We start from the raw sequence: 22,388 nt of genomic DNA on the forward strand, positions 1-22,388 counted from the left end.
CCGCCGGCCCCCGCGCCCGCTCCCGCCGCGCCGCCGGCCCAGCAGCCCCGCGAGGACGACAGCGCCCGGGCCTCCCGGATGCTCGCGCTGGCGACCGAGACCGCGGACCGCTACGTCAACGAGGCCAAGACCCAGGCCGAGCAGATGCTCAGCGGGGCCAAGGCGAACAGCGAGCGGCTGATGAACGACGCGCGCGCCAAGAGCGAGCAGATGGTGGCCGAGGCCAAGCACCGCGCCGACGCGATGATCGGCGACGCCCGCACGCGGGCCGAGACGATGGAGCGCGAGGCGCGCGCCAAGGCCGCGGCGCTGGACCAGGACGCGGAGCGGCGCCACGTCGAGGTGATGGGCAGCCTCGAGGAGAAGCGCTCCAACCTGGAGCGCAAGATCGAGGAGCTCCGCACGATGGAGCGGGAGTACCGCACCCGCCTGCGGTCGTTCCTCGAGTCCAACCTGCGCGACCTCGACAGCCGCGGCTCGGCCGAGCCCGCCTCGAACGCGCGGCAGAACCAGCACGCCACCGCGTAGCGCGGGGCCGTGGAGCACGGCCGTCGCGACAGGCCCCCGGACGACGTCCGGGGGCCTGTCGCACGTCCGGGGACGGCGCGGGCGCGCTGGCCGGCGCGGGCGAGCCGCCGTGCCCCTATCCTCCGAGGCGTGATCCTGGGTGCGGCCCTGTTGCTGCTCGTCGGTCTCGGGCTGTTCGTCGCCGGCGTGCTCACCGGTGAGACGGCCTTCTACTGGTCGTGCGTGGGCGCTTGCGTGGTCGCGGCGGTCCTGCTGGTCATCGCGCGGGTCCGGATGGCGCCCGACCGGCCGGCCCGGAACCCGGCGAAGGACGCCGTGCCCGCAGGAGCGCCACGGCAGCCCGGCGGCAGCACCGCGGCCTCGGCCACGTCGCCCCCTGCCACGACGCCGTCCTCACCCCCCGCCACGTCCCCGGCCACGACGCCGGCCTCGACCGCCGCCGATCCGGTGGAGGCGGGGGAGCCCCCGGTCGAGGAGGTCGAGGTCACCGACCTGCTCCTGGTGGTCGACCTCCAGGACGAGGTCCTGGTCGTCGACGAGCACCCGCGCTACCACGTGGCCGGCTGCCGGCACCTGACCGGCCGGACGACCATCCCGATCCCGCTCGACGAGGCGCGCACCGACGGCTTCACGCCCTGCGGCGTGTGCCGTCCCGACGCGACGCTCGCCGCCCAGGTGCGCGCCCGCAAGCAGGCGACCGAGGACTGAGGCCCCCGGGCCCGACCCCTGGGCGCTACCCGGCGCGGGCGATCCGCATCTCGAGTCCGGCGGGCAGGCCCTCGACGACGGCGGTGTCCCCGTCGGCCGCCTCGGTGCCCGCGAGCACCGTCGTGGCGAGCACCTCGCGGGCGAGCTGGTCCCCGTGCTCGGTCAGCGCCCGGCGCAGCTGCTCGTCGTCGGTGCCCCACCACAGGCGGATCCGGTCGGTGACCTCCAGGCCGCTCTTCTTGCGGGTCTCCTGGACGGCGCGGATGACCTCCCGCACCAGCCCGGCCCGCTCCAGCTCGGGGGTCAGCGTCAGGTCCAGCGCCACGGTGAGCCCCGTGCCGCTGGCCACCGTCCACCCCTCGCGTGGCGTCTCGGTGACGATCAGGTCGCCGTCCGCCAGCGTCACCGGGGCTCCGTCGACATCCACGGTGGCCGTACCGGCGCGGTAGGCCGCGGTCAGCTCCGCCGGGTCGGCGGCGGCGACCGCCTGGGCGACGGCCTGCACCTGCTTGCCCAGCCGGCGCCCCACCGCGCGGAAGTCGACCTTCACGCTCACGTCGACGAGCTCGCCGACGGCCGACAGCTCGACCAGCTCGGTCACGTTGAGCTCGTCGGCGACCTCGGCCACCAGGTCGCGGGGGAGCTGCGCCCAGCCGGGGGCGGCCACGGCGGCCCGGGCCAGCGGTTGCCGGGTCCGGACCTTGGCGCCGGTACGCGCCGACCGGCCCAGCTCGACCAGCCGGCGGACGAGGTCGACCTGCGCCACGAGGGCGTCGTCCCGGGCGTCCTCGTCGACAGAGGGCCAGGCGGCCAGGTGCACCGAGTCCGGTGCGTCCGGCCCCAGCCCGGGCAGCACGGCTCGGCTCCAGACCTCGTCGGTCACGAACGGGGTGAACGGGGCCATGAGCCGGGTCAGGCCGTCGAGCACCTCGTGCAGGGTGGCGAGGGCGGCGGGGTCGCCGTCCCAGAAGCGCCGGCGGGACCGGCGGACGTACCAGTTCGACAGGTCGTCGACGAACCCGGCGAGCAGCCGGCCGGCGCCCTGGGTGTCGAAGTCCTCCAGGGCTCCGGTCACGCCGTCGGTGACCGCCGCGAGCCGGGCCAGCGCCCAACGGTCCAGCAGCGGCCGCTCGGCGCGCGCGGGCGCGGGCGTGGCGCGCGGGTCCCAGCCGTTGGCCTCCGCGTAGAGGGTGAAGAAGCTGGCCGTGTTCCAGTAGGTGAGCAGGACCTTGCGGACCACCTCGGACAGCGTCTCGTGCCCGACCCGGCGGGCCGACCACGGAGAGCCGCCGGCCAGCATGAACCAGCGGACGGCGTCCGCGCCGTGCCGGTCCATCAGCGGGATCGGCTCGAGGATGTTGCCCAGGTGCTTGCTCATCTTGCGGCCGTCCTCGGCCAGGATGTGGCCCAGGCACAGCACGTTCTCGTAGGAGCTCTGCTCGAACACCAGCGTGCCGACGGCCATGAGCGAGTAGAACCAGCCGCGGGTCTGGTCGATCGCCTCGCAGATGAACTGCGCCGGATAGGCCGCCTCGAACTCCTCCTGGTTCCGGAACGGTGCGCCCCACTGGGCGAACGGCATCGAGCCGGAGTCGTACCAGGCGTCGATCACCTGCGGCACGCGCCGGTAGGTGCCCTCCTCGCCGGGCACCGTGAAGGTCACCTCGTCGATGAACGGCCGGTGCGGGTCCAGGCCGGAGAGGTCGCGCCCGGTCAGCTCCGACAGCTCGGCGAGCGAGCCGACGACGACCATGCGCTGCGGGTCGGCGTCGTTGCGCCAGATCGGCAGCGGGGTGCCCCAGTACCGGTCGCGGGACAGCGCCCAGTCGACGTTGTTGTTCAGCCAGTCCCCGTAGCGCCCGTGCTTGATGCTCCCGGGGTACCAGTTCGTCTTCTCGTTCTCGGCGAGCAGCTGGTCCTTGATCGCGCTCGTCCGGATGTACCAGGACGGCTGCGCGTAGTACATCAGCGGCGTGTGGCACCGCCAGCAGTGCGGATAGCTGTGCTCGTACCGCTGCTCGCGCCACAGCAGGCCGCGGGCCTGCAGGTCCTCGACCAGCGCGGGATCGGCGGCCTTGAAGAAGTGCCCGCCGACGAGCGGGACGTCGGCCAGGAAGTGCCCCGTCGAGTCGATCGGGACCACCACGGGCAGGCCGTAGCTCCGGCAGACCGCGAGGTCGTCGGCGCCGAAGGCGGGGGACTGGTGCACCAGGCCCGTGCCGTCGTCGGTGGTCACGTAGTCGGCGAGCACGACGAAGTGCGCGTCCTCGCCGGCCGGGAACTCGACCAGCTCGAACGGCCGCTGGTAGTGCACCCGCTCCCAGTCCCGGCCGGACGTGCGGGCCAGCACCTCGACGTCGTCGAGCTCGCCGAAGACCGCGCCCAGCAGCGGCTCGGCGACGACGAGCGTGTCCTGACCCCGCCTCGCGACCACGTAGGTGACGTCCGGGTGCACGGCGACAGCGGTGTTGGAGGGCAGCGTCCACGGCGTCGTCGTCCAGATCAGCAGGTCGGCCCGGCCGGCCCACTCGCCGCTGGTCACCGGCATCCGCACGTAGACCGAGGGATCGGTCAGCGTCTCGTAGCCCTGGGCCACTTCGTGGTCGGAGAGCCCCGTGCCGCACCGCGGGCAGTACGGCGCGACCCGGTGGTCCTCGACGAGCAGGCCCTTGCGGTGGATCTGCTGGAGGGACCACCAGACGCTCTGGACGTAGCTGGAGTCCATCGTCCAGTAGGCGGTCGACATGTCGACCCAGTAGCCCATCCGGCGGGTGAGGTCGGAGAAGGCGTCGACGTGCCGGACGACGGACTCCCGGCAGCGGGCGTTGAATTCGGCGATCCCGTAGCGCTCGATGTCGGGCTTGCCCGCGAACCCGAGCTCCTGCTCGACCGCGATCTCGACCGGCAGGCCGTGGCAGTCCCAGCCGGCGCGACGGGGCACGTGCCAGCCCCGCATCGTCTTGAACCGGGGGAAGACGTCCTTGAACGCGCGCGCCTCGATGTGGTGCGTGCCCGGCCGGCCGTTGGCGGTGGGCGGACCCTCGTAGAAGTTCCACTGCGGCTTCCCGGCCGACGCCTCCAGGCTGCGGGCGAAGACCTTGTCGGCCTCCCACCGCTCCAGGATCTGCCGCTCGAGAGCCGGGAGGTCGACCTGCGGGGGCAGCGCGGAGAACGGGCCGGTGGCCGAGGGTGAACTCACGGGATCCATTCTCCCCGAACCGGCAACCGGGTTCGCACGCCGCACCTCGCGGCCGGTGCCCTTAGGATCCCCGCGAGGGCGTCGACCCCCGGAGGAGGGCCTGATGCGCTATCTCTTCCGCCCGCCGGCCACCGAGGCGGCCGGCCTGCTCAGCCTCCCGTGGCACCAGCCACTGGAGGAGTGGGACCCGGATCTGCTGCTCGACGTGCCCCAGCGGGGCATCTCGCGGCACGTCGTCAGGTTCGTGGCGACCGAGGGGCGGGTCTACGCGCTGAAGGAGATCTCCGAGCGGCTGGCCCGGCACGAGTACGCGCTGCTCACCGAGTTCGAGGCCGAGGGGCTGCCCGCCGTCCACGTGCTCGGGATCTGCGTGGACCGGCCCGACCACCAGGAAGCGATCCTGGTGACCCGGTACCTCGAGTACTCCATGTCCTACCGGTGGCTGTTCTCCCGCCCGCAGGGCGAGCACTCGACCGACAAGCTGCTGGACACGATGGTGGTGCTGCTCGTGCGGCTGCACCTCGCGGGCGTCTTCTGGGGCGACTGCTCGCTGTCGAACACGCTCTTCCGGCTCGACGCGGGCGCGTTCACCGCCTTCCTCGTCGACGCGGAGACCGCCGAGCGGTACCCGTCGCTGTCACCGGGCCAGCGCCGCTACGACGTCGACCTGGCGCGCGAGCGGGTCGGGGCGGAGCTGCTGGACCTGCAGTTCGGCGGCCTGCTGCCCGAGGGCGTCGACCCGATCGCCGCCGCCGACAGCCTGCCGCCGCGGTACGAGGCGCTGTGGGACGAGGTCACCCGCGAGGAGCTCATCGACCCCTCCGAGCAGCGGTACCGGGTCGCGGAGCGGCTGCAGCGGCTCAACGACCTCGGCTTCGACGTCGGCGAGGTGGAGCTGATCACCGGCGACGAGGGCACCCGGCTGCGCGTCGAGACGCGGGTGTCCGAGCCCGGGCACGACCGCCGGGAGCTGTTCCGGCTGACCGGGTTGGAAGTCCAGGAGCGGCAGGCGCAGCGGCTGCTCAACGACATCCGTGCCTACCGCGCCTACCTCGAGCAGCGGGACGGCCACCCGGTCTCGGACACCTTCGCCGCCCACCGCTGGCTGGCCGAGGTGTACCAGCCCGTCGTCGACGCGATCCCGCCCGAGCTCGCCGGCCGCCTGGCGCCGGCGCAGATCTTCCACGAGGTCCTCGACCACCGGTGGTTCCTGTCCGAGCGCGCCAAGCGCGACGTCGGGACGACGGAGGCCGCCCGCTCCTACTTCGAGCACGAGCTGCCCAAGACGCCCAGCGAGGTCACCACCCCGTCGGTGATGATCCGGCGCCGCTGACCGGATCGTCCGCCGTTCCCGCGGTGACGTCGGAAGACGTTCCGGTAACGGATGGATAGCGCCATGATTTGCGGGTCGTTGTGTGCTGCATCACGCTTCGGGGGCGGCGGCGACGGACCGCCGCCCCGGACGGAGCGGACGGAGGCGATGACCGTGCGGATGGCGGGGAGCCGGAGCCCTGGCGGAGGTCGGTACGGGGCGCTCCCGCCACCGGGCCGACGCCGGTCCCGCCGGGCGTTGGCGGGCACGGCGGTGTCGTTCGTCGCGGCGTCGGTCCTGTCCGGCTGCGGCGGGGGCACCGGCGGGTCGACGCTGGTCTGGTACACCAACCCCGACTCCGGCGGCCAGGCCGAGATCGCCCGGCTGTGCACGGAGGAGTCCGGCGGCGCCTACCGGATCGAGACCTCCCAGCTCCCGCGCGAGGCGTCGCAGCAGCGCGAGCAGCTCATCCGCCGGCTGGCGGCCAACGACAGCTCCATCGACCTGATGAGCCTGGACCCGCCGTTCATCCCGGAGTTCGCCCAGGCGGGCTTCCTCGCCCCGGTGCCGGACGGCGTGGCCGACCGGGTCACCGAGGACGTCGTGCAGAGCGCGATCGACGGCGCCATGTGGGACGACGAACTCGTCGCCCTCCCGTTCTGGGCCAACACCCAGCTGCTGTGGTTCAAGAAGTCGGTCGCCGAGGCCGCCGGCCTGGACATGGACCAGCCCGTCACGTGGGACCAGCTGGTGGACGCGGCCGAGCAGCAGGGCACGACGATCGCGGCGCAGGGCGCCCGGGCGGAGTCGCTGACGGTGTGGCTCAACGCCCTCATCGAGTCCGCGGGCGGGTCGATCATCGAGGAGAACTCGACCGACCCCGAGCAGATCCAGCTGGGGCTGGCCTCGGACGCGGGCATCCGCGCCGCCGAGGTCATGCGGCGGGTCGCGGAGGTGACCCCGCCGGCGTTCTCGACGGCGAACGAGGACGCCAACGCCACCGACTTCGAGCAGGGCGACGCCGCCTTCATGGTCAACTGGCCGTTCGTCTACCCCCGGGCGCTGGGTGCCGTGGAGGCCGGGACGCTCGACCCGTCGGTGCCCGAGGACTACGGCTGGGCGCTCTACCCCCGGGTCGACGAGGACGAGGAGAGCGCTCCGCCGCTCGGCGGGATCAACATCGCCGTCGGCGCCTTCAGCGAGAAGGTGGACGCGGCCTACGAGGCAGCGGAGTGCATCGTCTCGGCCGAGAACCAGGCGCGGTACTTCGTCAGCGACGGCAACCCGGCGGCGCACCGCGCGGCCTACGAGGACGAGGACGTGCTCGAGGCGTTCCCGCAGGCCCCGCTCATCCGCGACTCCCTCGAGCTCGCGGCTCCCCGCCCGCAGACGGTCTACTACAACGAGGTCTCCGGCGGCATCCAGCGCGAGTACCACCCCGTGAGCACGATCGACCCGGAGCGGACCCCCGAGTCGGCCGCCGAGCTCATCAGCGCCGTCCTCCGAGGGGAGCAGCTGCTGTGACCACCACGACGCTTCCGCCGAGCGAGAAGACCGAGCCGGTCTCGTCACCACCTGGGGGGCTGAGCGACAAGTCGAAGGCCGAGCGACGCCTCGGCTGGCTGCTCGCCGGCCCGGCGTTCGCGGTGATGCTCGCCGTCACCGCCTACCCGATCGCCCAGGCGGTCTACGACTCGCTGTTCTCCTACCGGCTCACCAACCCCGACGAGCGGGCGTTCACCGGGCTCAGCAACTACTGGGTGGTGCTGACCGACCCGCTGTGGTGGCAGGCGCTGGGCGTGACCCTGCTCATCACGGTCATCACCGTCGTCGTCGAGCTGGTCCTGGGCTTCGCCCTGGCGATGGTCATGGCCAAGGCGATGCGCGGTCTCCGGCCGGTGCTGCGCGCGGCGATCCTCATCCCGTACGCGGTCATCACCGTCGTCTCGGCCCTGGCCTGGCAGTTCATGTACGACATCAACACCGGGTTCATCAACAGCTGGTTCACCTGGTTGCCGGGTGTCGCCGAGAACACCGACTGGTTCGGCGACTTCGGGACCTCGATCTTCGTCATCTGCCTCGCCGAGATCTGGAAGACCACGCCGTTCATCTCGCTGCTGCTGCTCGCCGGCCTGGCGCAGGTGCCCGAGGTGCTGCAGGAGGCCGCCAAGGTCGACGGCGCCACCTGGTGGCAGCGGTTGTGGCGCGTGACGCTGCCCAACATGAAGGCCGCGATCATGGTCGCGCTGCTGTTCCGCACGCTGGACGCATTCCGGATCTTCGACTCGATCTTCATCATGACCAACGGCGCCAACGGCACCGAGTCGGTCTCGTTCCTGGCCTACCGGCAGACGATCTCCCGGCTGGAGATCGGCCTGGGCTCCGCGGTCTCCGTGCTGTTGTTCATCTCCGTGGTGATCATCGCCCTCGGGTTCATCAAGGGCTTCCGGATCGACCTGTCGCAGACGAGGGGTGACCGCTGATGTCCACGAAGGAGAAGGCGTGGTGGTGGGTCGGCGGCGCGCTGATCATCGTCTACTGCCTCTTCCCGATCGCCTGGATCGTCTCGCTGTCGTTCAAGGCGCCCTCCGACGTCAGCAACGGCTCGTTCCTGCCGACCGAGGCCACCTGGCGCAACTACGACGACCTGTTCACCGGCTCGGCCGGTGACCTGTTCCTGCCGGCGCTGCGCAACTCGTTCGGGATCTGCCTGATCGCGACCGCGATCTCCTGCCTGCTGGCCATGTTCGCGGCCTACGCCATCGCCCGGCTGGACTTCCGGGGCAAGAAGCTCATCCTGTCCACGGCGCTCGGCGTCGCGATCTTCCCGGTGATCTCGATCGTCACGCCGCTGTTCAACGTGTGGCGGCAGATCGGGCTCTACGACACCTGGCTGGGCCTGATCATCCCGTACCTGTCGCTGACCCTGCCGATCTCGATCTGGACCATGTCGGCGTTCTTCCGCGAGATCCCGTGGGAGATGGAGCAGGCCGCGCAGGTCGACGGCGCCACCAGCTGGCAAGCGTTCCGCCGCGTGATCGTCCCGCTGGCTGCGCCCGGCGTCTTCACCACCGCGATCATCGCCTTCTTCATCGCCTGGAACGACTTCGTCTACGGCATCTCGCTCACCTCGACCGATGCCGCCCGCCCCGTCCCGGCGGCGCTGGGCCTGTTCTCCGGCGCCTCCCAGTTCGAGGACCCGACCACGGTCACGGCGGCCGCGGCCGTCGTCGTCACGATCCCCGTCGTGGTCCTCGTGCTGCTCTTCCAGCGCCGGATCGTCGCCGGCCTGACCAACGGAGCGGTCAAGGGATGACCGCCGTCGTGACCACTGCTCCGCCGACCTCCCGAGGGGACGAGTACTGATGGCCTCCATCGAGATGCGCAACATCGTCAAGAAGTACGGCGACGGGTTCCCGGCCGTGAACGACGTCAGCCTGGACATCGCCGACGGCGAGTTCATGATCCTCGTCGGCCCGTCCGGCTGCGGGAAGTCGACGCTGCTGCGGATGATCGTCGGCCTGGAGGACATCACCAGCGGCGACATGATCATCGGCGGCAAGCGGGTCAACGACCTCGCCCCCCGCGACCGCAACCTGTCGATGGTCTTCCAGAACTACGCGCTCTACCCGCACATGACGGTGTTCGAGAACATCGCCTTCCCGCTGCGGCTGGCCAAGACGCCCGACGACGAGGTCAAGCGCCGCGTCCAGGAGGCCTCCGACGTCCTGGAGCTCGGCGAGCACCTGGAGCGCAAGCCGGCGAACCTCTCCGGTGGCCAGCGGCAGCGGGTGGCGATGGGCCGGGCGATCGTGCGCGACGCCGAGGCGTTCCTCTTCGACGAGCCGCTGTCCAACCTCGACGCGAAGCTGCGCGGGCAGATGCGCACCGAGATCTCGCGCCTGCAGCGCCGGCTGGGGATCACCACCGTCTACGTCACGCACGACCAGACCGAGGCGATGACCCTCGGCGACCGGGTCTGCGTGCTGCGCAAGGGGAAGATCCAGCAGGTCGCCTCCCCGCGCGAGCTCTACGAGCAGCCGGCCAACCTGTTCGTGGCCGGGTTCATCGGCTCGCCGCCGATGAACCTGCTCCCGGCGACGCTCGAGGGCAACGCGCTGACCACACGGTTCGGGAACATCGAGCTCGACGAGAAGCGGGTGGCCGCGGTCTCCGGCCACGACCTGCTCCTGGTCGGCATCCGGCCGGAGTACTTCGAGGACGCCTCGCTGGTCGACGAGGCCAAGCGCCCGGTCGGCTCGACGTTCACCGCCAAGGTCGACGTGACCGAGTGGCTGGGCGATTCCCAGTACGCCTACATCCCGTACGAGGCCCCGGAGTCCATCCAGGCCAAGCTGCGCGACCTCTCCCGCGAGCTCGACGCCGAGGAGCTCCGGACCCAGGCGATCGTCTCCATCGACTCGACCAGCCGGATCCGGGAGAGCCGCGAGGCCGAGTTCTGGCTGGACAGCCGCAAGGTGCACGTGTTCGACCCGGAGTCGGGGGAGAACCTGACCCGCGACGCCGAGGCGGGCGCCGAGCTCACGCGGATGGCCACGCAGGACCGGGAGGAGCAGCTCGAGGAGGTGCGCGGCGCGTCGGCCGGCGCCGGCCGGTCCGGCGGGGCCACCGCGGCCTCGGTCTGAGCCCGCTCCCGCGCGCGTCGTAGCCCCGGACGGGGCCGTCGCTATCGTCGGTGGCGGCGGCGCCGGACCGGCGCCGCCGCCGAGCCGAGGAGCGTCCCCTGTCCGAACACCACGAGTCCTCCGCCGGCGAGACCCCGGCGGTGAGCGGACGCCGGCCGCTCACCAGGCTGCTCCTGGCCCTCGCCGCGGCCGTGCTCGCGCTCGACCTGGCCACCAAGGTCGCGGTGGTCGCCACCGTGGAGCGCGGGGAGAACATCCGCCTCCTGGGCGGGGCGGTCTACCTCACCCACCTGCGCAACACCGGCGCGGCCTTCTCCTTCGCCGAGGGGTTCACGGTGGTCTTCACCGTGGTGGCGCTGGCGGTCGTCGTGGTCATCGTGCGGACTGCCCAGCGGCTGTTCTCGACCGCCTGGGCGGTGGCGCTCGGGCTGGTCCTGGGCGGTGCCATCGGCAACCTGATCGACCGGATCTTCCGCGAGCCGGGTTTCCTGCGCGGCGGCGTCGTCGACTTCGTGTCGGTCTTCGGCCCCAACGGCGAGGTGTGGCCGGTCTTCAACGTGGCCGACTCCGCGATCGTCTGCGGCGGCCTGCTGGGGGCCTTCCTCGCGCTGCGCGGCATCGACTTCGACGGCAGCCGGGCCAGCGCGGACGACGCCCGATAGCGACGGCTGCGGCTCCCCGCCCGTCGGGACCCGCACAATGGGGCCCGTGATGAGCTCTCCCGGGACGCACCGCGCCCTGCCGGTGCCCGACGGGCTCGAGGGGCAGCGGGTCGACCAGGCGCTCGCTCGGATGTTCGGGCTGACCCGCACCGCTGCCGCAGAGGTGGCCGACGCCGGCCACGTCGTCGTCGACGGCCGCGTGCGCGGCAAGGGCGACCGCGTCAGCGGAGGCAGCTGGCTCGAGGTCGAGCTCCCGCCGCCGCCGGGCGAGCCCGCACCGCCGCGGCCGGTCGAGGGCATGACGATCCTGCACGACGACGACGACCTCGTCGTCGTGGACAAGCCCGTGGGGGTGGCCGCCCACCCGAGTCCGGGCTGGGACGGCCCCACGGTGATCGGTGGGCTGGCGGCGGCGGGCTTCCGGGTCTCGACCTCCGGCGCCGCCGAACGGCAGGGGGTCGTGCACCGCCTGGACGCCGCCACGACGGGCGTGATGGTCGTGGCCAAGAGCGAACGCGCCTACACCGCGCTCAAGGCGGCGTTCAAGGAGCGGACCGTCGAGAAGGGCTACCACGCCCTGGTCCAGGGCCACCCCGATCCCTCGCGCGGCACGATCGACGCCCCGATCGACCGGCACCCGAGGCACGACTGGCGCTTCGCGGTGGTGCAGGGCGGCCGCCCGTCCGTCACGCACTACGAGGTCGTGGAGGCGTTCCCGGCGGCCAGCCTCGTCGACATCCGGCTGGAGACCGGGCGCACCCACCAGATCCGCGTGCACTTCTCCGCCCTGCGCCACCCCTGCGTGGGCGACACCACCTACGGCGCCGACCCGACGCTGGCCGCCCGGCTCGGCGTCGCCCGCCAGTGGCTGCACGCGGTGCGGCTGGGGTTCGCGCACCCGGCGGACGGCCGGTGGGTGGAGTTCACCAGCGAGTACCCGCCCGACCTCGCCGGCGCGCTGGCCGTCCTGCGCGCCGAGGCGTGACGCTGCTGCCGTGACCGCCCTGCCGGAGTCACTGGAGGCCTTCGGCCCGGCGGCCTTCGCCGCCGTCGTCGTCGCCGTGTACCTCATGGCGGGCGAGCCGGTCGCCGGGCACGTGCTGCACCGCCGCTTCGAGGGCCGGCTGCGCACCGATCCGGGGGCCCGCCGCTCCTTCTACGGCCGGCTGCTCGTCCTCGAGTGGGGCCTCGCGCTGCTGGCCCTGCTCGTCTGGCTCGGCGCGACCGACGTCGACGCGGCCGCCGTCGGCCTCACCTGGCCCACCTCGTGGCCGGAGCCGCTCACCGGGCTCGTGGTCCTGCTCGTGCTGGTCTTCGTCGTCGCCTCCACCCGGGCGCTGCGCGGCGGCGTGCTGCTGGAGGCCCCGCCGGCCCGCCGCCCACCGACCCGGGGGCGGCACGCCGAGCCCTCCGGGCACTCGACCCTGGCGCTGCTGCCCCGGACGCCGGGGGAGCGGCGGCTGTTCACCGTCGTCGGCATCACCGCGGGGGTCTGCGAGGAGTGGCTCTACCGCGGGTTCTTCCTCGCCGTGGTGGCGGCGGTCGCCGGAGGGTTGCCGGCCTGGGCACTCGTCGCCGTGGCCGCGGTGGCCTTCGGGCTGGCGCACGCCTACCAGGGCCGGGCCGGCGTCGTCCTCACCGGCGTCCTCGGCGGTGTGATGGCCGCGCTCTACCTGGACACCGGCTCGCTGCTGCTGCCCGTGCTGCTGCACGCCGCCATCGACCTGCGCTTCCTGCTGGTGCCCACGCGCGTGCTGCCCGACGGGCGGCCGGCGTGGTGAGCGCGCGGGTGGCGACGGCGGCGGACTGGCCGGAGGTCGTCGACCTGCGCACCCGCGTCTTCGTGCACGAGCAGGGCGTGCCGCCCGAGATCGAGCAGGACGAGCGCGACGCCGCGGCCGTGCACGCCCTCGCCCGGGACGACGACGGCCGGGTGGTCGCCACCGGGCGGCTGCTGCTGCCCGGCGACGGCGGGACGACGGCGTCGCTCGGTCGGATGGCCACCGACGCGCGCGTGCGCGGCCGCGGGTTCGGCGCCAAGGTGCTGGCCGAGCTGCACCGGCAGGCGCGGCTGCGCGGCGTCGAGGTCGTCGAGCTGCACGCGCAGGTCACCGCCCGGCGGTTCTACGAGCGGGCCGGCTACGCGGCCGTGGGGGAGGAGTACGAGGAGGCCGGCATCCGGCACGTGACCATGCGGCGGCGCCTCGGCTGTGAGCAGACACGTCCTGTCAGACCCTCGGCGTAGACACGAACCAGTGCGAGGATCGAGGCAACTCCGCAGGACCCGCTTCGGTACCCGCACCACCGGTCTTCCCCGCCGGTCGCAGGCCGGTCCTCGCCGGCCGGCACGCACGACCAGTTGAGGAGCTCGACCACCCGTGAGCAGCAGTTCGTCCTTCGCGCACCTCCACGTGCACACCGAGTACTCGATGCTCGACGGTGCCGCGAAGCTGCCCGAGGTGACGAAGGCGGCCGCCGAGCAGGGGATGCCGGCGCTGGCGATGACCGACCACGGCAACGTCTTCGGCGCCTACGACTTCTACAAGCAGGCGTCGGCGGCCGGCGTGAAGCCGATCATCGGCATGGAGGGCTACTACACCCCGGGCTCGCGCTTCGACCGCGCCCCGTTCGACTTCGGCGACAACCTGCTCGACGAGGAGGGCGACGGCGGCTCCAACCGCGGCAAGGCGGCCTACACGCACATGACGCTGCTGGCCCGCACGACCGAGGGGATGCACAACCTCTTCCGCATCTCCTCGCTGGCCAGCCTCGAGGGCCAGTACCGCAAGCCGCGCTTCGACCGCGACCTGCTGGAGCGCTACGGCAAGGGCCTGATCGCCACCACCGGCTGCCCGTCGGGCGAGGTGAACATGTGGCTGCGCGCCGGCAAGGAGGACAGGGCGCGCCAGGCGGCGGCGGACTTCCAAGACATCTTCGGGCGGGAGAACTTCTACGCCGAGCTGATGGACCACGGGCTGGCGATCGAGCAGAAGACCCGTCCCGCGCTGCTGGGCATCGCGAAGGATCTCGGCATCCCGCTGCTGGCGACCAACGACCTGCACTACACGCACAAGGAGGACGCCGACGCCCACGACGCCCTGCTCTGCATCCAGACCGGGTCGCGGCTCAACGAGCCGAACCGCTTCAAGTTCAACGGCGACGGCTACTACCTGAAGAGCGCCGCGGAGATGCGGGCCCTGTTCCCCGGCGAGCTGCAGGTGGCCTGCGACAACACCCTGCTGGTCGCCGAGCAGTGCGAGGTCACCTTCACCGAGGGCGCCGACCTCATGCCGCGCTTCCCGCTGCCGCCGGGCGAGGACGAGACGTCCTGGTTCATCAAGGAGGTCGAGCGCGGGCTGCACAAGCGCTACCCGAACGGCATCCCCGACCACGTGCGCAAGCAGGCGGACTACGAGGTCGGGATCATCTGCCAGATGGGTTTCCCGGGGTACTTCCTCGTGGTCGCCGACTTCATCAACTGGGCCAAGGACAACGGGATCCGGGTCGGTCCCGGTCGTGGGTCGGCCGCCGGCTCGCTCGCCGCGTACGCGATGGGCATCACCGACCTCGACCCGCTGCAGCACGGGTTGATCTTCGAGCGATTCCTCAACCCCGAGCGCGTCTCCATGCCCGACGTCGACATCGACTTCGACGACCGCCGCCGCGGTGAGGTCATCCGCTACGTGTCGGAGAAGTACGGCGAGGAACGGGTCAGCCAGATCGTCACCTACGGGACGATCAAGGCCAAGGCCGCGATCAAGGACGCCGCCCGCGTGCTCGACCGCCCCTACTCGGTCGGCGACGAGCTGACCAAGCTCATGCCGCCGGACGTGATGGGCAAGGGCATCCCGCTGTCGGGCGTCTTCGACCCGTCGCACCCGCGGTACAAGGAGGCCACGGAGTTCCGGGCCCGCTACGAGTCCGACCCGGGAGCGGCCGAGGTCGTCGACCAGGCGAAGAAGCTCGAGGGCCTGAAGCGCCAGTGGGGCGTGCACGCCGCCGGGGTGATCATCGGCCGCTACCCGCTGATCGACTCGATCCCGATCATGCGCCGCGAGGCCGACGGGGCGGTCATCACGCAGTTCGACTACCCGACCTGCGAGACGCTCGGCCTGCTCAAGATGGACTTCCTGGGCCTACGCAACCTCACCGTCATCGATGACGCGCTGCGTAACATCGTGGCCAACGGCAAGGAGCCGGTGGACCTGGATGAGATCAGCAAGGACCTGACCGACAAGGCCACCTACGAGCTCCTCTCGCGCGGGGACACGCTCGGCGTCTTCCAGTTCGACGGCGGGCCGATGCGCTCGCTGCTGCGGCTCATGCGGCCGGACAACTTCGAGGACATCTCCGCCGTCGGCGCGCTCTACCGCCCGGGCCCGATGGGCGCGAACTCGCACACCAACTACGCGCTGCGCAAGAACGGCCAGCAGGAGATCACGCCGATCCACCCGGAGCTGGCCGAGCCGCTGGAGGAGATCCTCGGCCAGACCTACGGCCTGATCGTCTACCAGGAGCAGGTCATGGCGATCGCGCAGAAGGTCGCCGGGTACTCGCTCGGCAAGGCCGACCTGCTGCGCCGCGCGATGGGCAAGAAGAAGAAGTCGGTGCTGGACGCCGAGTTCGTCGGCTTCGAGGCCGGGATGAAGGCCAACGGCTTCTCCGACGCGGCGATCAAGACGCTGTGGGACATCCTCGTCCCGTTCGCCGACTACGCGTTCAACAAGGCGCACTCGGCGGCCTACGGGCTGATCTCCTACTGGACCGCCTACCTCAAGGCCAACTACCCGGCCGAGTACATGGCGGGGCTGCTCACCAGCGTCCAGGACGACAAGGACCGCCGGCCGGTCTACCTGGCCGAGTGCCGCCGGATGGGCATCAAGGTGCTCCCACCGGACGTCAACGAGTCCTCCTGGGACTTCACCGCCGTCGGCAACGACATCCGCTTCGGCCTGGCGTCGGTGCGCAACGTGGGGCACAACGTCGTGGACTCGATCGTGAAGGCGCGCGAGGAGAAGGGCGCCTACAAGGACTTCGCCGACTTCATGAAGAAGATCGACACGGTGGCCTGCAACAAGAAGGTCATCGAGTCCCTCGCGAAGGCCGGCGCGTTCGACTCCCTCGGCCACTCCCGGCAGGGCATCGTCGCCATCCACGCGCAGGCCGTCGACTCCGCGATGGGGCTCAAGCGCAAGGAGGCCGAGGGGCAGTTCGACCTGTTCGGCAGCTTCGGCGGCGACGGGGACGGCGCAGCCGACGACCCGTTCGGCAACGCCCTGGACATCGTCATCCCGACGGCCGACTGGTCCAAGAGCGAGCGGCTGGTCTTCGAGCGCGACATGCTCGGGCTGTACGTCTCCGACCACCCGCTGCACGGCGTCGAGCACGTCCTGGCCGCCAACGCCGACACCCCGATCGCGGAGATCAACGCCGGCGGCGTCGAGGACGGCGCCAACGTGACGATCGCCGGCATCCTCACCTCGGTCGCCCCGCGCACCAACAAGCAGGGCGCGCCGTGGGCGATCGCGACGCTGGAGGACCTGGAGTCCGGCATCGAGGTGCTGTTCTTCCCGAAGACCTGGGCCGAGGTGTCCGAGAAGGTCGTCCGGGACCAGATCGTCGTCGTGAAGGGCCGGATCAGCCGGCGGGACGACCAGCCCTCGCTGTTCGGCTCCGAGGTGATCATCCCCGAGCTCACCGAGGGTCCCCGCGGCCCGGTGCTGGTGTCCATGGCCGCGGCCCGCTGCACCCCGCCGGTGGTGGAGCGGCTCCGTGAGGTGCTCGGCAGCCACCCCGGCACGACCGAGGTGCAGCTCAAGCTGGTCAACGGCAGCCGCGAGACGGTGCTGCGGCTGGACCAGGGGCTGCGGGTCCGGCCCAGCACGGCCCTGATGGGCGACATCAAGGCGCTGCTGGGACCGACCAGCGTCGCGCTGCTGTGACGGACCGACCCCTGCCCCCTGTCGCGCGCGAGTCCGCGGCAGGTCCCGGCAGCGGGACATGCGGTTCACTGGGGCGGTGAGCACGCCACCCGTCGCGCCCGATCGTGCCCCGGACGCGACGCCTCTCCTGCCGGCACCGGCCGACAGGTGGTGCGGTCGGGCAGAGCTGCGGGCCGACCTGCCGCGGGCAGCGTGGCTGGCCCTCGGCCTGGCCGTCGCCGGCGTCCCGGCAGGGTTGCTCTGGTGGGCCATCGCCCCGCGGGCGGACTTCCGGATCACCGAGGACGGGCCGGCGGTGATCGGGACGCCGTCGGTCGAGGTGCAGATGGCCGGCGACGGCATCTTCGTGCTGGTCCTCGCCGGGGTGGGGGTGCTGGCCGGCCTGGTCGCCTGGGCCGTGCGCCGCGCCCGGGGCGTCACGATCCTCGCCGGGCTCGCCGTCGGCACCCTCCTGACCGGTCTGGTCGCCTGGGGCGTCGGGACGCTCCTGGGACGCGGCCCCTCGGAGGCCGAGCTCGCCGAGGTGGGCGCGGTGGTCACCACCCCGCTCGGGCTGGACTCCGTCGCCGCGCTCGCGGTGGCGCCGTTCGTGGCGCTGCTGGTGTACCTGCTCGGCGTGATCCTCAACGCCGAGGACGGGCTGGGGCGGACCGAACCCGGACCCGTGCCGCCGCCGGCCCCGCCGCCCGAGGTCCCGGCGTCGCTCCCGCCCGCTGCTCCCTGAGGCCGGAGCGGGCGGACGACGGGCCCCCGGGCAAGGCTGCCGTGCCACGATCCGGCGATGACGTCCTTCGTGTCGCACACCAGCATCGACTGCGCCGACGCGTACGGCCTGTCCCGCTGGTGGCAGGCCGTCCTCGACTACGTCGAGGACCCGGACGACCCGAACGAGCCCGGGCACGAGGAGTGCCCGATCAGCTCGCGCGACGGGGCGCACCGGCTGCTGTTCATCGAGGTGCCCGGGGCCAAGCAGGTCAAGAACCGGGTGCACCTCGACCTGCGACCGCGCGATGGGTCGCGGGACGACGAGTTCGCGCGCCTCCTCGCCCTCGGCGCGACCACGCTCGCCGACCGCCGCAACCCCGACGGCACCGGCTGGGTCGTACTGGCCGATCCCGAAGGCAACGAGTTCTGCATCCTGCGCAGCGAGGCGGAGCTCGCCGGGAGGCGCGAGCCTGACGCGGGGTGAACGCGCGTCGGGCTAGTTGACGGTCATCGGGGTGGCGAACCGCTGCAGCGGGACGGGCACCGCCCCGAGTTCGCGCAGCAGCGCCAGTTCGCGGCGGAGCAGCCTGGTCTCCGCGGCCAGCCGGCGGCGGGTCGCGGACTCCGCGAGCAGCGCCTGACGGTCCTCGGTGGTGAGCAGGGCCGCGGAGGCGACCAGCCAGGACAGTGCGGCCGGGTCGTCGGCCACCGCGGCGAGCAGGGCCGCTCGTTCGGCGTCCTCGCCGCCGGTGCCCGCCCCGAGCTCGGCGACCTCGGCGACGTAGTCGGTGAACAGCTCCTCCACGCCGGCGGCCAGCAGTGCGAGGGAGTCGTGGGCCACCGACGCGACGACCTCGTCGAGCGCCTCGTCGCACGGCGGGGTGCCGTTCCCGGCCGGACCGTGGCCGCTGCCGGGGTGGACGGTGCCCTCGGCGTCGCCGGCCGCCTCCTCGGCGGCCTCCTCGTCGGCGAGCCACTCCACCTCGCCCTGCAGGTACGGCGGGTCCTCGCCCACGACGACGTCGCGCAGCCGGAAGCGGTCGCCCCCGACGGTGACCACGCGGAACCCGCCGTCGGGCTGCGGCCGGACGAGCTGCAGCCGGGCCGTGCAGCCGATGTCGTAGAGCGCCTCGGCGGGCGCGACGCGCTCCACCTCCCAGCCCTGCCGGATGGCGACGACGCCGAAGAACCGGCGTTCGTCCTCCTCGGAGAGCGCCAGCAGGTCGTGCACCAGCCGGCGGTACCGCGGTTCGAAGACGTGCAGCGGCAGCACCACACCGGGGAACAGGGGAGTTCCCAGCGGGAACAGCGGGATGAGCTCGCCCATCCCGGCAGCCTACGACCGGGTGGGGGGTCCGTGCCGGGCGCGACGGGGTGCCCGGCGGCCGCTGGCTACGCTGGGAGTTCCCGTTCCACCGCCACCGGAGGCCACCCGTGCTCGCCCGCATCGACCTGCGCGGCTCCGCGCTACCGGGAAACCGCGATCTCGCCGGCCTCCTGCCGCGCGCCGCCACGGACATCGACTCCGTGCTCGCCACCGTGCGCCCGCTGTGCGAGGACGTCCGCATCCGCGGCGCCCAGGCGGTCCGGGAGATCACCGCCCGCCTCGACGGCGTGGACAACGAGGACTTCGCCGTCCCGACCGAGGCGCTGGACCGGGCGCTGGCCGAGTGCGACCCGACGCTGCGCGCGGCGCTCGAGGAGGCGATCGCCCGGGTCCGGAAGGTGCACGCCGACCAGCGGCGCACCGACGTCACCACCGAGGTCGTGCCCGGAGGCACCGTCACCGAGCGCTGGGTGCCGGTCCGCCGGGTCGGCCTGTACGTGCCCGGTGGGCTCGCGCCACTGCTGTCCAGCGTCGTGATGAACGTCGTGCCGGCGCAGATCGCCGGCGTCGAGTCGATCGCCGTCGCCTCACCGCCGCAGCGCGACCACGGGGGGCTGCCCGACCCGGGCGTGCTCGCCGCCTGCGCGCTGCTCGGCGTCACCGAGGTCTACGCCGTCGGCGGGGCGCAGGCCGTCGCCGTCTTCGGTTACGGCGCGGGCTCCTGCGAGCCGGTCGACATGGTGACCGGGCCGGGCAACGTCTACGTCACCGCCGCCAAGCGCCTGCTGCGCGGGCTCATCGGCATCGACTCCGAGGCCGGCCCCACCGAGGTGGCCATCCTCGCCGACGACACCGCCGACCCCGCGCACGTCGCCGCCGACCTGATCAGCCAGGCGGAGCACGACCCGCTGGCCGGGGCGGTGCTGGTCACCGACAGCGAGGCGCTCGCCGACGCCGTCCTGGCGCTGGTGCCCGGTCAGGTGACCGCGACCAAGCACTCCGACCGCATCACGACCGCCCTGGAGGGCAGCCAGTCGGGCATCGTCCTGGTCGACGACGTGGACGCCGGGCTGCGGGTCGTCGACGCCTACGCGGCCGAGCACCTGGAGATCCAGACCCGGAACGCCCGCGAGGTGGCCGGGCGGGTGCGCAACGCGGGAGCGATCTTCGTGGGCGCCTTCTCGCCGGTCTCGCTGGGCGACTACGCCGCCGGCTCCAACCACGTGCTGCCCACGGGCGGGTGCGCCAGGTTCTCCAGCGGCCTGTCGGTGCAGTCGTTCCTGCGCGGCATCCACGTCGTGGAGTACGACGAGCAGGCGCTGGCCGACGTCGCCGGCCACATCGACGCCCTCGCCGGCGCCGAGGACCTGCCCGCCCACGCCGCCGCGGTCCGGATCCGGCAGCGCTCGTGACGTCGATGGACGAGCTCCCGCTGCGGCCGGAGCTGCGGGGACGCACGCCCTACGGCGCGCCGCAGGTGCCGGCCGAGCACCGGCTCAACACCAACGAGAACCCGCACCCGCTGCCCGACGAGCTGCTCGCCGACCTCGGCGCGGCGCTCGGGCACGCGGCGCTCGACCTCAACAGGTATCCCGACCGGGACGCCCGCGAGCTGCGCGCGGACCTCGCCGCCTACCTCTCCCGGTCGGCCGGGACGACGGTGCGGCCGGAGCAGGTGTGGGCCGCGAACGGGTCCAACGAGGTGCTGCAGCAGATCCTGCAGGCCTTCGGCGGCGCCGGGCGGACGGCGCTGGGCTTCACGCCCTCGTACTCGATGCACCCGATCATCGCCGCCGGGACCGGCACCGGCTGGGTGGACGGGCACCGCGAGGAGGACTTCACCATCGACGCCGCGGCCGCCGCGGCGCAGGTGCGTGAGGTCGATCCCGAGGTGGTCTTCGTGACCAGCCCGAACAACCCGACCGGCACCGCCGTTCCGCTCGGAACGATCGAGGCGATCTACGAGGCCACCTCCGGCGTGGTCGTCGTGGACGAGGCGTACGCGGAGTTCGCGCGGACCGGCACCCCGTCGGCGCTGAGCCTGCTGCCCGGCCGGCCCCGGCTGGTCGTCAGCCGCACGATGAGCAAGGCGTTCGGCATGGCCGGGCTGCGGCTGGGCTACCTGGCCGCGGCCCCCGCGGTGGTCGACGCGTTGCAGCTGGTGCGGCTGCCGTACCACCTGAGCTCGTTGACCCAGGCCGCCGCGCGGGCGGCGCTGGCGCACACCGACGCCCTGCTGGCGACGGTCGACGCGGTGCGCGCCCAGCGCGACCGGATCGTCGCCGCGCTGCCGGAGATGGGGCTGACCAGCGTGCCCAGCGACGCCAACTTCGTGCTCTTCGGCCGCTTCGACGACCAGGCGGAGGCGTGGCAGGCGCTGCTCGACCGCGGCGTGCTGGTGCGCGACGTCGGACTGCCCGGCTGGCTGCGCGTCACCGCGGGCACCGAGGCGGAGACGAGCGCCTTCCTCACCGCGCTGGGTGAGGTCGCGCGGGATCGACGCAGCACTCTGGGAGACTGAACAGCATGACCGCACCTGCACGCCGCACCGCCCGGGTGGAGCGCGAGACCAGCGAGACCAAGCTGGTCGTCGAGCTCGACCTCGACGGCACCGGCACCAGCTCGATCAGCACCGGCGTCGGCTTCTACGACCACATGCTGACGGCGCTGTCGAAGCACAGCGGCATCGACCTCACCGTGCGGGCCGACGGCGACCTGCACATCGACGCCCACCACACGGTCGAGGACGTCGCGATCGCGCTGGGTCAGGCCTTCGCGCAGGCGCTGGGCGACAAGCGCGGGATCACCCGGTACGGCGACGCGACCATCCCGATGGACGAGGTGCTCGCCCAGGCGGCCGTCGACCTCTCCGGCCGGCCGTACTTCGTGCACGCCGAGCCCGAGAACATGACGCCGATGATCGGGCCGGACTACCCGACCTCGCTCACCAAGCACGTGCTCGAGTCGTTCGCGTTCAACGCGCGGATCAGCCTGCACGTGCGGGTGCTCTACGCGGGCCGCGACGCCCACCACATCGTCGAGGCGCAGTTCAAGGCGCTGGCGCGGGCGCTGCGCGTCGCTGTGGCGCTGGACCCGCGGGTGACCGACGTCCCCTCCACCAAGGGCGCTCTGTAACCGGTGACCTACGGGCTTCTCCTGCTGCTGCTCGGCGGCTTCCTGCTGGGCGGCACCTGGAGCGTCTTCCAGCTGGGGCAGGACGAGGGCGAGCCGCGGTCGACCACCCAGATCGTGATGGCGGTGGTCCTCCTCGTCGCGGCGCTGCTGGCCAGCGCGGCAGGAGTCCTCTACCTGATCGGCTGAGGCATGTCGGCGCAGCAGGCTGGATCGACGGTCCTGAC

At 72.5% G+C, this 22,388-nt stretch carries 20 protein-coding genes; 18 read left to right on the plus strand and 2 right to left on the minus strand.

Translation table 11 applies throughout. The features are described from left to right. Both A6V29_RS18150 and A6V29_RS18155 read left to right on the plus strand, forming a co-directional pair. The coding region (locus A6V29_RS18150) for an SPFH domain-containing protein (RefSeq protein WP_137161613.1) at nucleotides 1–528 on the plus strand (528 nt) is incomplete at its 5' end. Between the two features lie 129 nt (nucleotides 529–657). After that, nucleotides 658–1,236, plus strand: a complete 579-nt coding sequence (locus A6V29_RS18155; protein WP_137161614.1) for a hypothetical protein — start codon at nucleotides 658–660, stop codon at nucleotides 1,234–1,236. Between the two features lie 25 nt (nucleotides 1,237–1,261). Here A6V29_RS18155 and ileS read toward each other — a convergent pair whose 3' ends face one another. Then, nucleotides 1,262–4,444, minus strand: a complete 3,183-nt coding sequence (ileS, locus tag A6V29_RS18160) for an isoleucine--tRNA ligase (RefSeq protein ID WP_170977951.1) — start codon at nucleotides 4,442–4,444, stop codon at nucleotides 1,262–1,264. A 94-nt stretch (nucleotides 4,445–4,538) separates the two neighbouring features. On the opposite strand from ileS, the gene A6V29_RS18165 reads away from it, so the two are divergent. The 12 genes from A6V29_RS18165 to A6V29_RS18220 all read left to right on the plus strand — a co-directional run bounded on the left by A6V29_RS18165 (nucleotide 4,539) and on the right by A6V29_RS18220 (nucleotide 18,186). After that, the gene (locus A6V29_RS18165; protein WP_137161615.1) at nucleotides 4,539–5,768 is read left to right on the plus strand and encodes a DUF4032 domain-containing protein; all 1,230 of its coding nucleotides are present in this window, start codon (nucleotides 4,539–4,541) and stop codon (nucleotides 5,766–5,768) included. A 252-nt stretch (nucleotides 5,769–6,020) separates the two neighbouring features. Continuing rightward, the gene (locus A6V29_RS18170) at nucleotides 6,021–7,271 is read left to right on the plus strand and encodes an extracellular solute-binding protein (protein WP_249933326.1); all 1,251 of its coding nucleotides are present in this window, start codon (nucleotides 6,021–6,023) and stop codon (nucleotides 7,269–7,271) included. Continuing rightward, nucleotides 7,268–8,230 (plus strand): carbohydrate ABC transporter permease, encoded by a 963-nt coding sequence (locus tag A6V29_RS18175; RefSeq protein WP_137161616.1) that lies wholly within the window; start codon nucleotides 7,268–7,270, stop codon nucleotides 8,228–8,230. Before A6V29_RS18170 ends, A6V29_RS18175 begins: the two co-directional genes overlap by 4 nt. After that, nucleotides 8,230–9,063: a carbohydrate ABC transporter permease gene (locus tag A6V29_RS18180; RefSeq protein WP_137161617.1), complete on the plus strand. Its 834-nt coding sequence runs from the start codon at nucleotides 8,230–8,232 to the stop codon at nucleotides 9,061–9,063. Before A6V29_RS18175 ends, A6V29_RS18180 begins: the two co-directional genes overlap by 1 nt. Before the next feature lie 49 nt (nucleotides 9,064–9,112). Then, nucleotides 9,113–10,393 carry an ABC transporter ATP-binding protein gene (locus tag A6V29_RS18185; protein ID WP_137161618.1) on the plus strand — a complete coding sequence of 427 codons (1,281 nt, stop codon included), beginning with the start codon at nucleotides 9,113–9,115 and terminating at the stop codon, nucleotides 10,391–10,393. 140 nt (nucleotides 10,394–10,533) lie between these two features. Next, nucleotides 10,534–11,055 (plus strand): signal peptidase II, encoded by a 522-nt coding sequence (gene lspA, locus A6V29_RS18190; protein ID WP_249933327.1) that lies wholly within the window; start codon nucleotides 10,534–10,536, stop codon nucleotides 11,053–11,055. A gap of 49 nt (nucleotides 11,056–11,104) precedes the next feature. After that, nucleotides 11,105–12,040 (plus strand): RluA family pseudouridine synthase, encoded by a 936-nt coding sequence (locus A6V29_RS18195; RefSeq protein WP_137161620.1) that lies wholly within the window; start codon nucleotides 11,105–11,107, stop codon nucleotides 12,038–12,040. Between the two features lie 10 nt (nucleotides 12,041–12,050). Further along, nucleotides 12,051–12,836, plus strand: a complete 786-nt coding sequence (locus A6V29_RS18200; RefSeq protein ID WP_137161621.1) for a CPBP family intramembrane glutamic endopeptidase — start codon at nucleotides 12,051–12,053, stop codon at nucleotides 12,834–12,836. Nucleotides 12,837–12,844: 8 nt separating this feature from the next. Further along, nucleotides 12,845–13,300 carry a GNAT family N-acetyltransferase gene (locus A6V29_RS18205; protein ID WP_249933328.1) on the plus strand — a complete coding sequence of 152 codons (456 nt, stop codon included), beginning with the start codon at nucleotides 12,845–12,847 and terminating at the stop codon, nucleotides 13,298–13,300. A 133-nt stretch (nucleotides 13,301–13,433) separates the two neighbouring features. Beyond that, the gene (gene dnaE, locus A6V29_RS18210; RefSeq protein WP_137161622.1) at nucleotides 13,434–16,997 is read left to right on the plus strand and encodes a DNA polymerase III subunit alpha; all 3,564 of its coding nucleotides are present in this window, start codon (nucleotides 13,434–13,436) and stop codon (nucleotides 16,995–16,997) included. A gap of 76 nt (nucleotides 16,998–17,073) precedes the next feature. Further along, nucleotides 17,074–17,721, plus strand: a complete 648-nt coding sequence (locus tag A6V29_RS18215) for a hypothetical protein (protein WP_137161623.1) — start codon at nucleotides 17,074–17,076, stop codon at nucleotides 17,719–17,721. 57 nt (nucleotides 17,722–17,778) lie between these two features. Beyond that, entirely contained in the window at nucleotides 17,779–18,186 is a 408-nt protein-coding gene (locus A6V29_RS18220; RefSeq protein ID WP_137161624.1) for a VOC family protein, read from the plus strand. Between the two features lie 12 nt (nucleotides 18,187–18,198). On the opposite strand, the gene A6V29_RS18225 is transcribed toward A6V29_RS18220, so the two are convergent. Continuing rightward, entirely contained in the window at nucleotides 18,199–19,029 is an 831-nt protein-coding gene (locus A6V29_RS18225; RefSeq protein ID WP_137161625.1) for an LON peptidase substrate-binding domain-containing protein, read from the minus strand. Nucleotides 19,030–19,136: 107 nt separating this feature from the next. Between A6V29_RS18225 and hisD the strand changes: the two genes are divergently transcribed. The 4 genes from hisD to A6V29_RS18245 are packed head-to-tail and all read left to right on the plus strand — an operon-like array spanning nucleotide 19,137 to nucleotide 22,350. Beyond that, complete coding sequence (gene hisD, locus A6V29_RS18230) at nucleotides 19,137–20,441, plus strand: histidinol dehydrogenase (RefSeq protein WP_137161626.1); 1,305 nt, start codon at nucleotides 19,137–19,139, stop codon at nucleotides 20,439–20,441. A gap of 5 nt (nucleotides 20,442–20,446) precedes the next feature. Then, on the plus strand, nucleotides 20,447–21,550 hold the full coding sequence (locus A6V29_RS18235) for a histidinol-phosphate transaminase (protein ID WP_249933336.1): 1,104 nt from the start codon (nucleotides 20,447–20,449) through the stop codon (nucleotides 21,548–21,550). A 5-nt stretch (nucleotides 21,551–21,555) separates the two neighbouring features. Beyond that, nucleotides 21,556–22,164, plus strand: a complete 609-nt coding sequence (gene hisB / locus A6V29_RS18240; protein ID WP_137161628.1) for an imidazoleglycerol-phosphate dehydratase HisB — start codon at nucleotides 21,556–21,558, stop codon at nucleotides 22,162–22,164. 3 nt (nucleotides 22,165–22,167) lie between these two features. Then, a complete protein-coding gene (locus A6V29_RS18245; protein ID WP_137161629.1) occupies nucleotides 22,168–22,350 on the plus strand; it encodes a hypothetical protein in 183 nt (60 codons plus the stop codon). The last annotated feature ends 38 nt before the right edge of the window (nucleotides 22,351–22,388 follow it).

This window comes from Blastococcus sp. CCUG 61487 (assembly GCF_005222955.1).
In the GTDB taxonomy this organism is placed as follows: Bacteria; Actinomycetota; Actinomycetes; order Mycobacteriales; family Geodermatophilaceae; genus Blastococcus.

Bases quoted from the DNA above. Each gene is read 5' to 3' on its own strand.
- A6V29_RS18185 (WP_137161618.1), top strand. From the start codon at position 9,113: ATGGCCTCCATCGAGATGCGCAACATCGTCAAGAAGTACGGCGACGGG.
- hisB (WP_137161628.1), top strand. From the start codon at position 21,556: ATGACCGCACCTGCACGCCGCACCGCCCGGGTGGAGCGCGAGACCAGC.
- ileS (WP_170977951.1), bottom strand. From the start codon at position 4,444: ATGGATCCCGTGAGTTCACCCTCGGCCACCGGCCCGTTCTCCGCGCTG.
- A6V29_RS18235 (WP_249933336.1), top strand. From the start codon at position 20,447: ATGGACGAGCTCCCGCTGCGGCCGGAGCTGCGGGGACGCACGCCCTAC.
- A6V29_RS18195 (WP_137161620.1), top strand. From the start codon at position 11,105: ATGAGCTCTCCCGGGACGCACCGCGCCCTGCCGGTGCCCGACGGGCTC.
- A6V29_RS18225 (WP_137161625.1), bottom strand. From the start codon at position 19,029: ATGGGCGAGCTCATCCCGCTGTTCCCGCTGGGAACTCCCCTGTTCCCC.
- A6V29_RS18220 (WP_137161624.1), top strand. From the start codon at position 17,779: ATGACGTCCTTCGTGTCGCACACCAGCATCGACTGCGCCGACGCGTAC.
- A6V29_RS18165 (WP_137161615.1), top strand. From the start codon at position 4,539: ATGCGCTATCTCTTCCGCCCGCCGGCCACCGAGGCGGCCGGCCTGCTC.
- A6V29_RS18180 (WP_137161617.1), top strand. From the start codon at position 8,230: ATGTCCACGAAGGAGAAGGCGTGGTGGTGGGTCGGCGGCGCGCTGATC.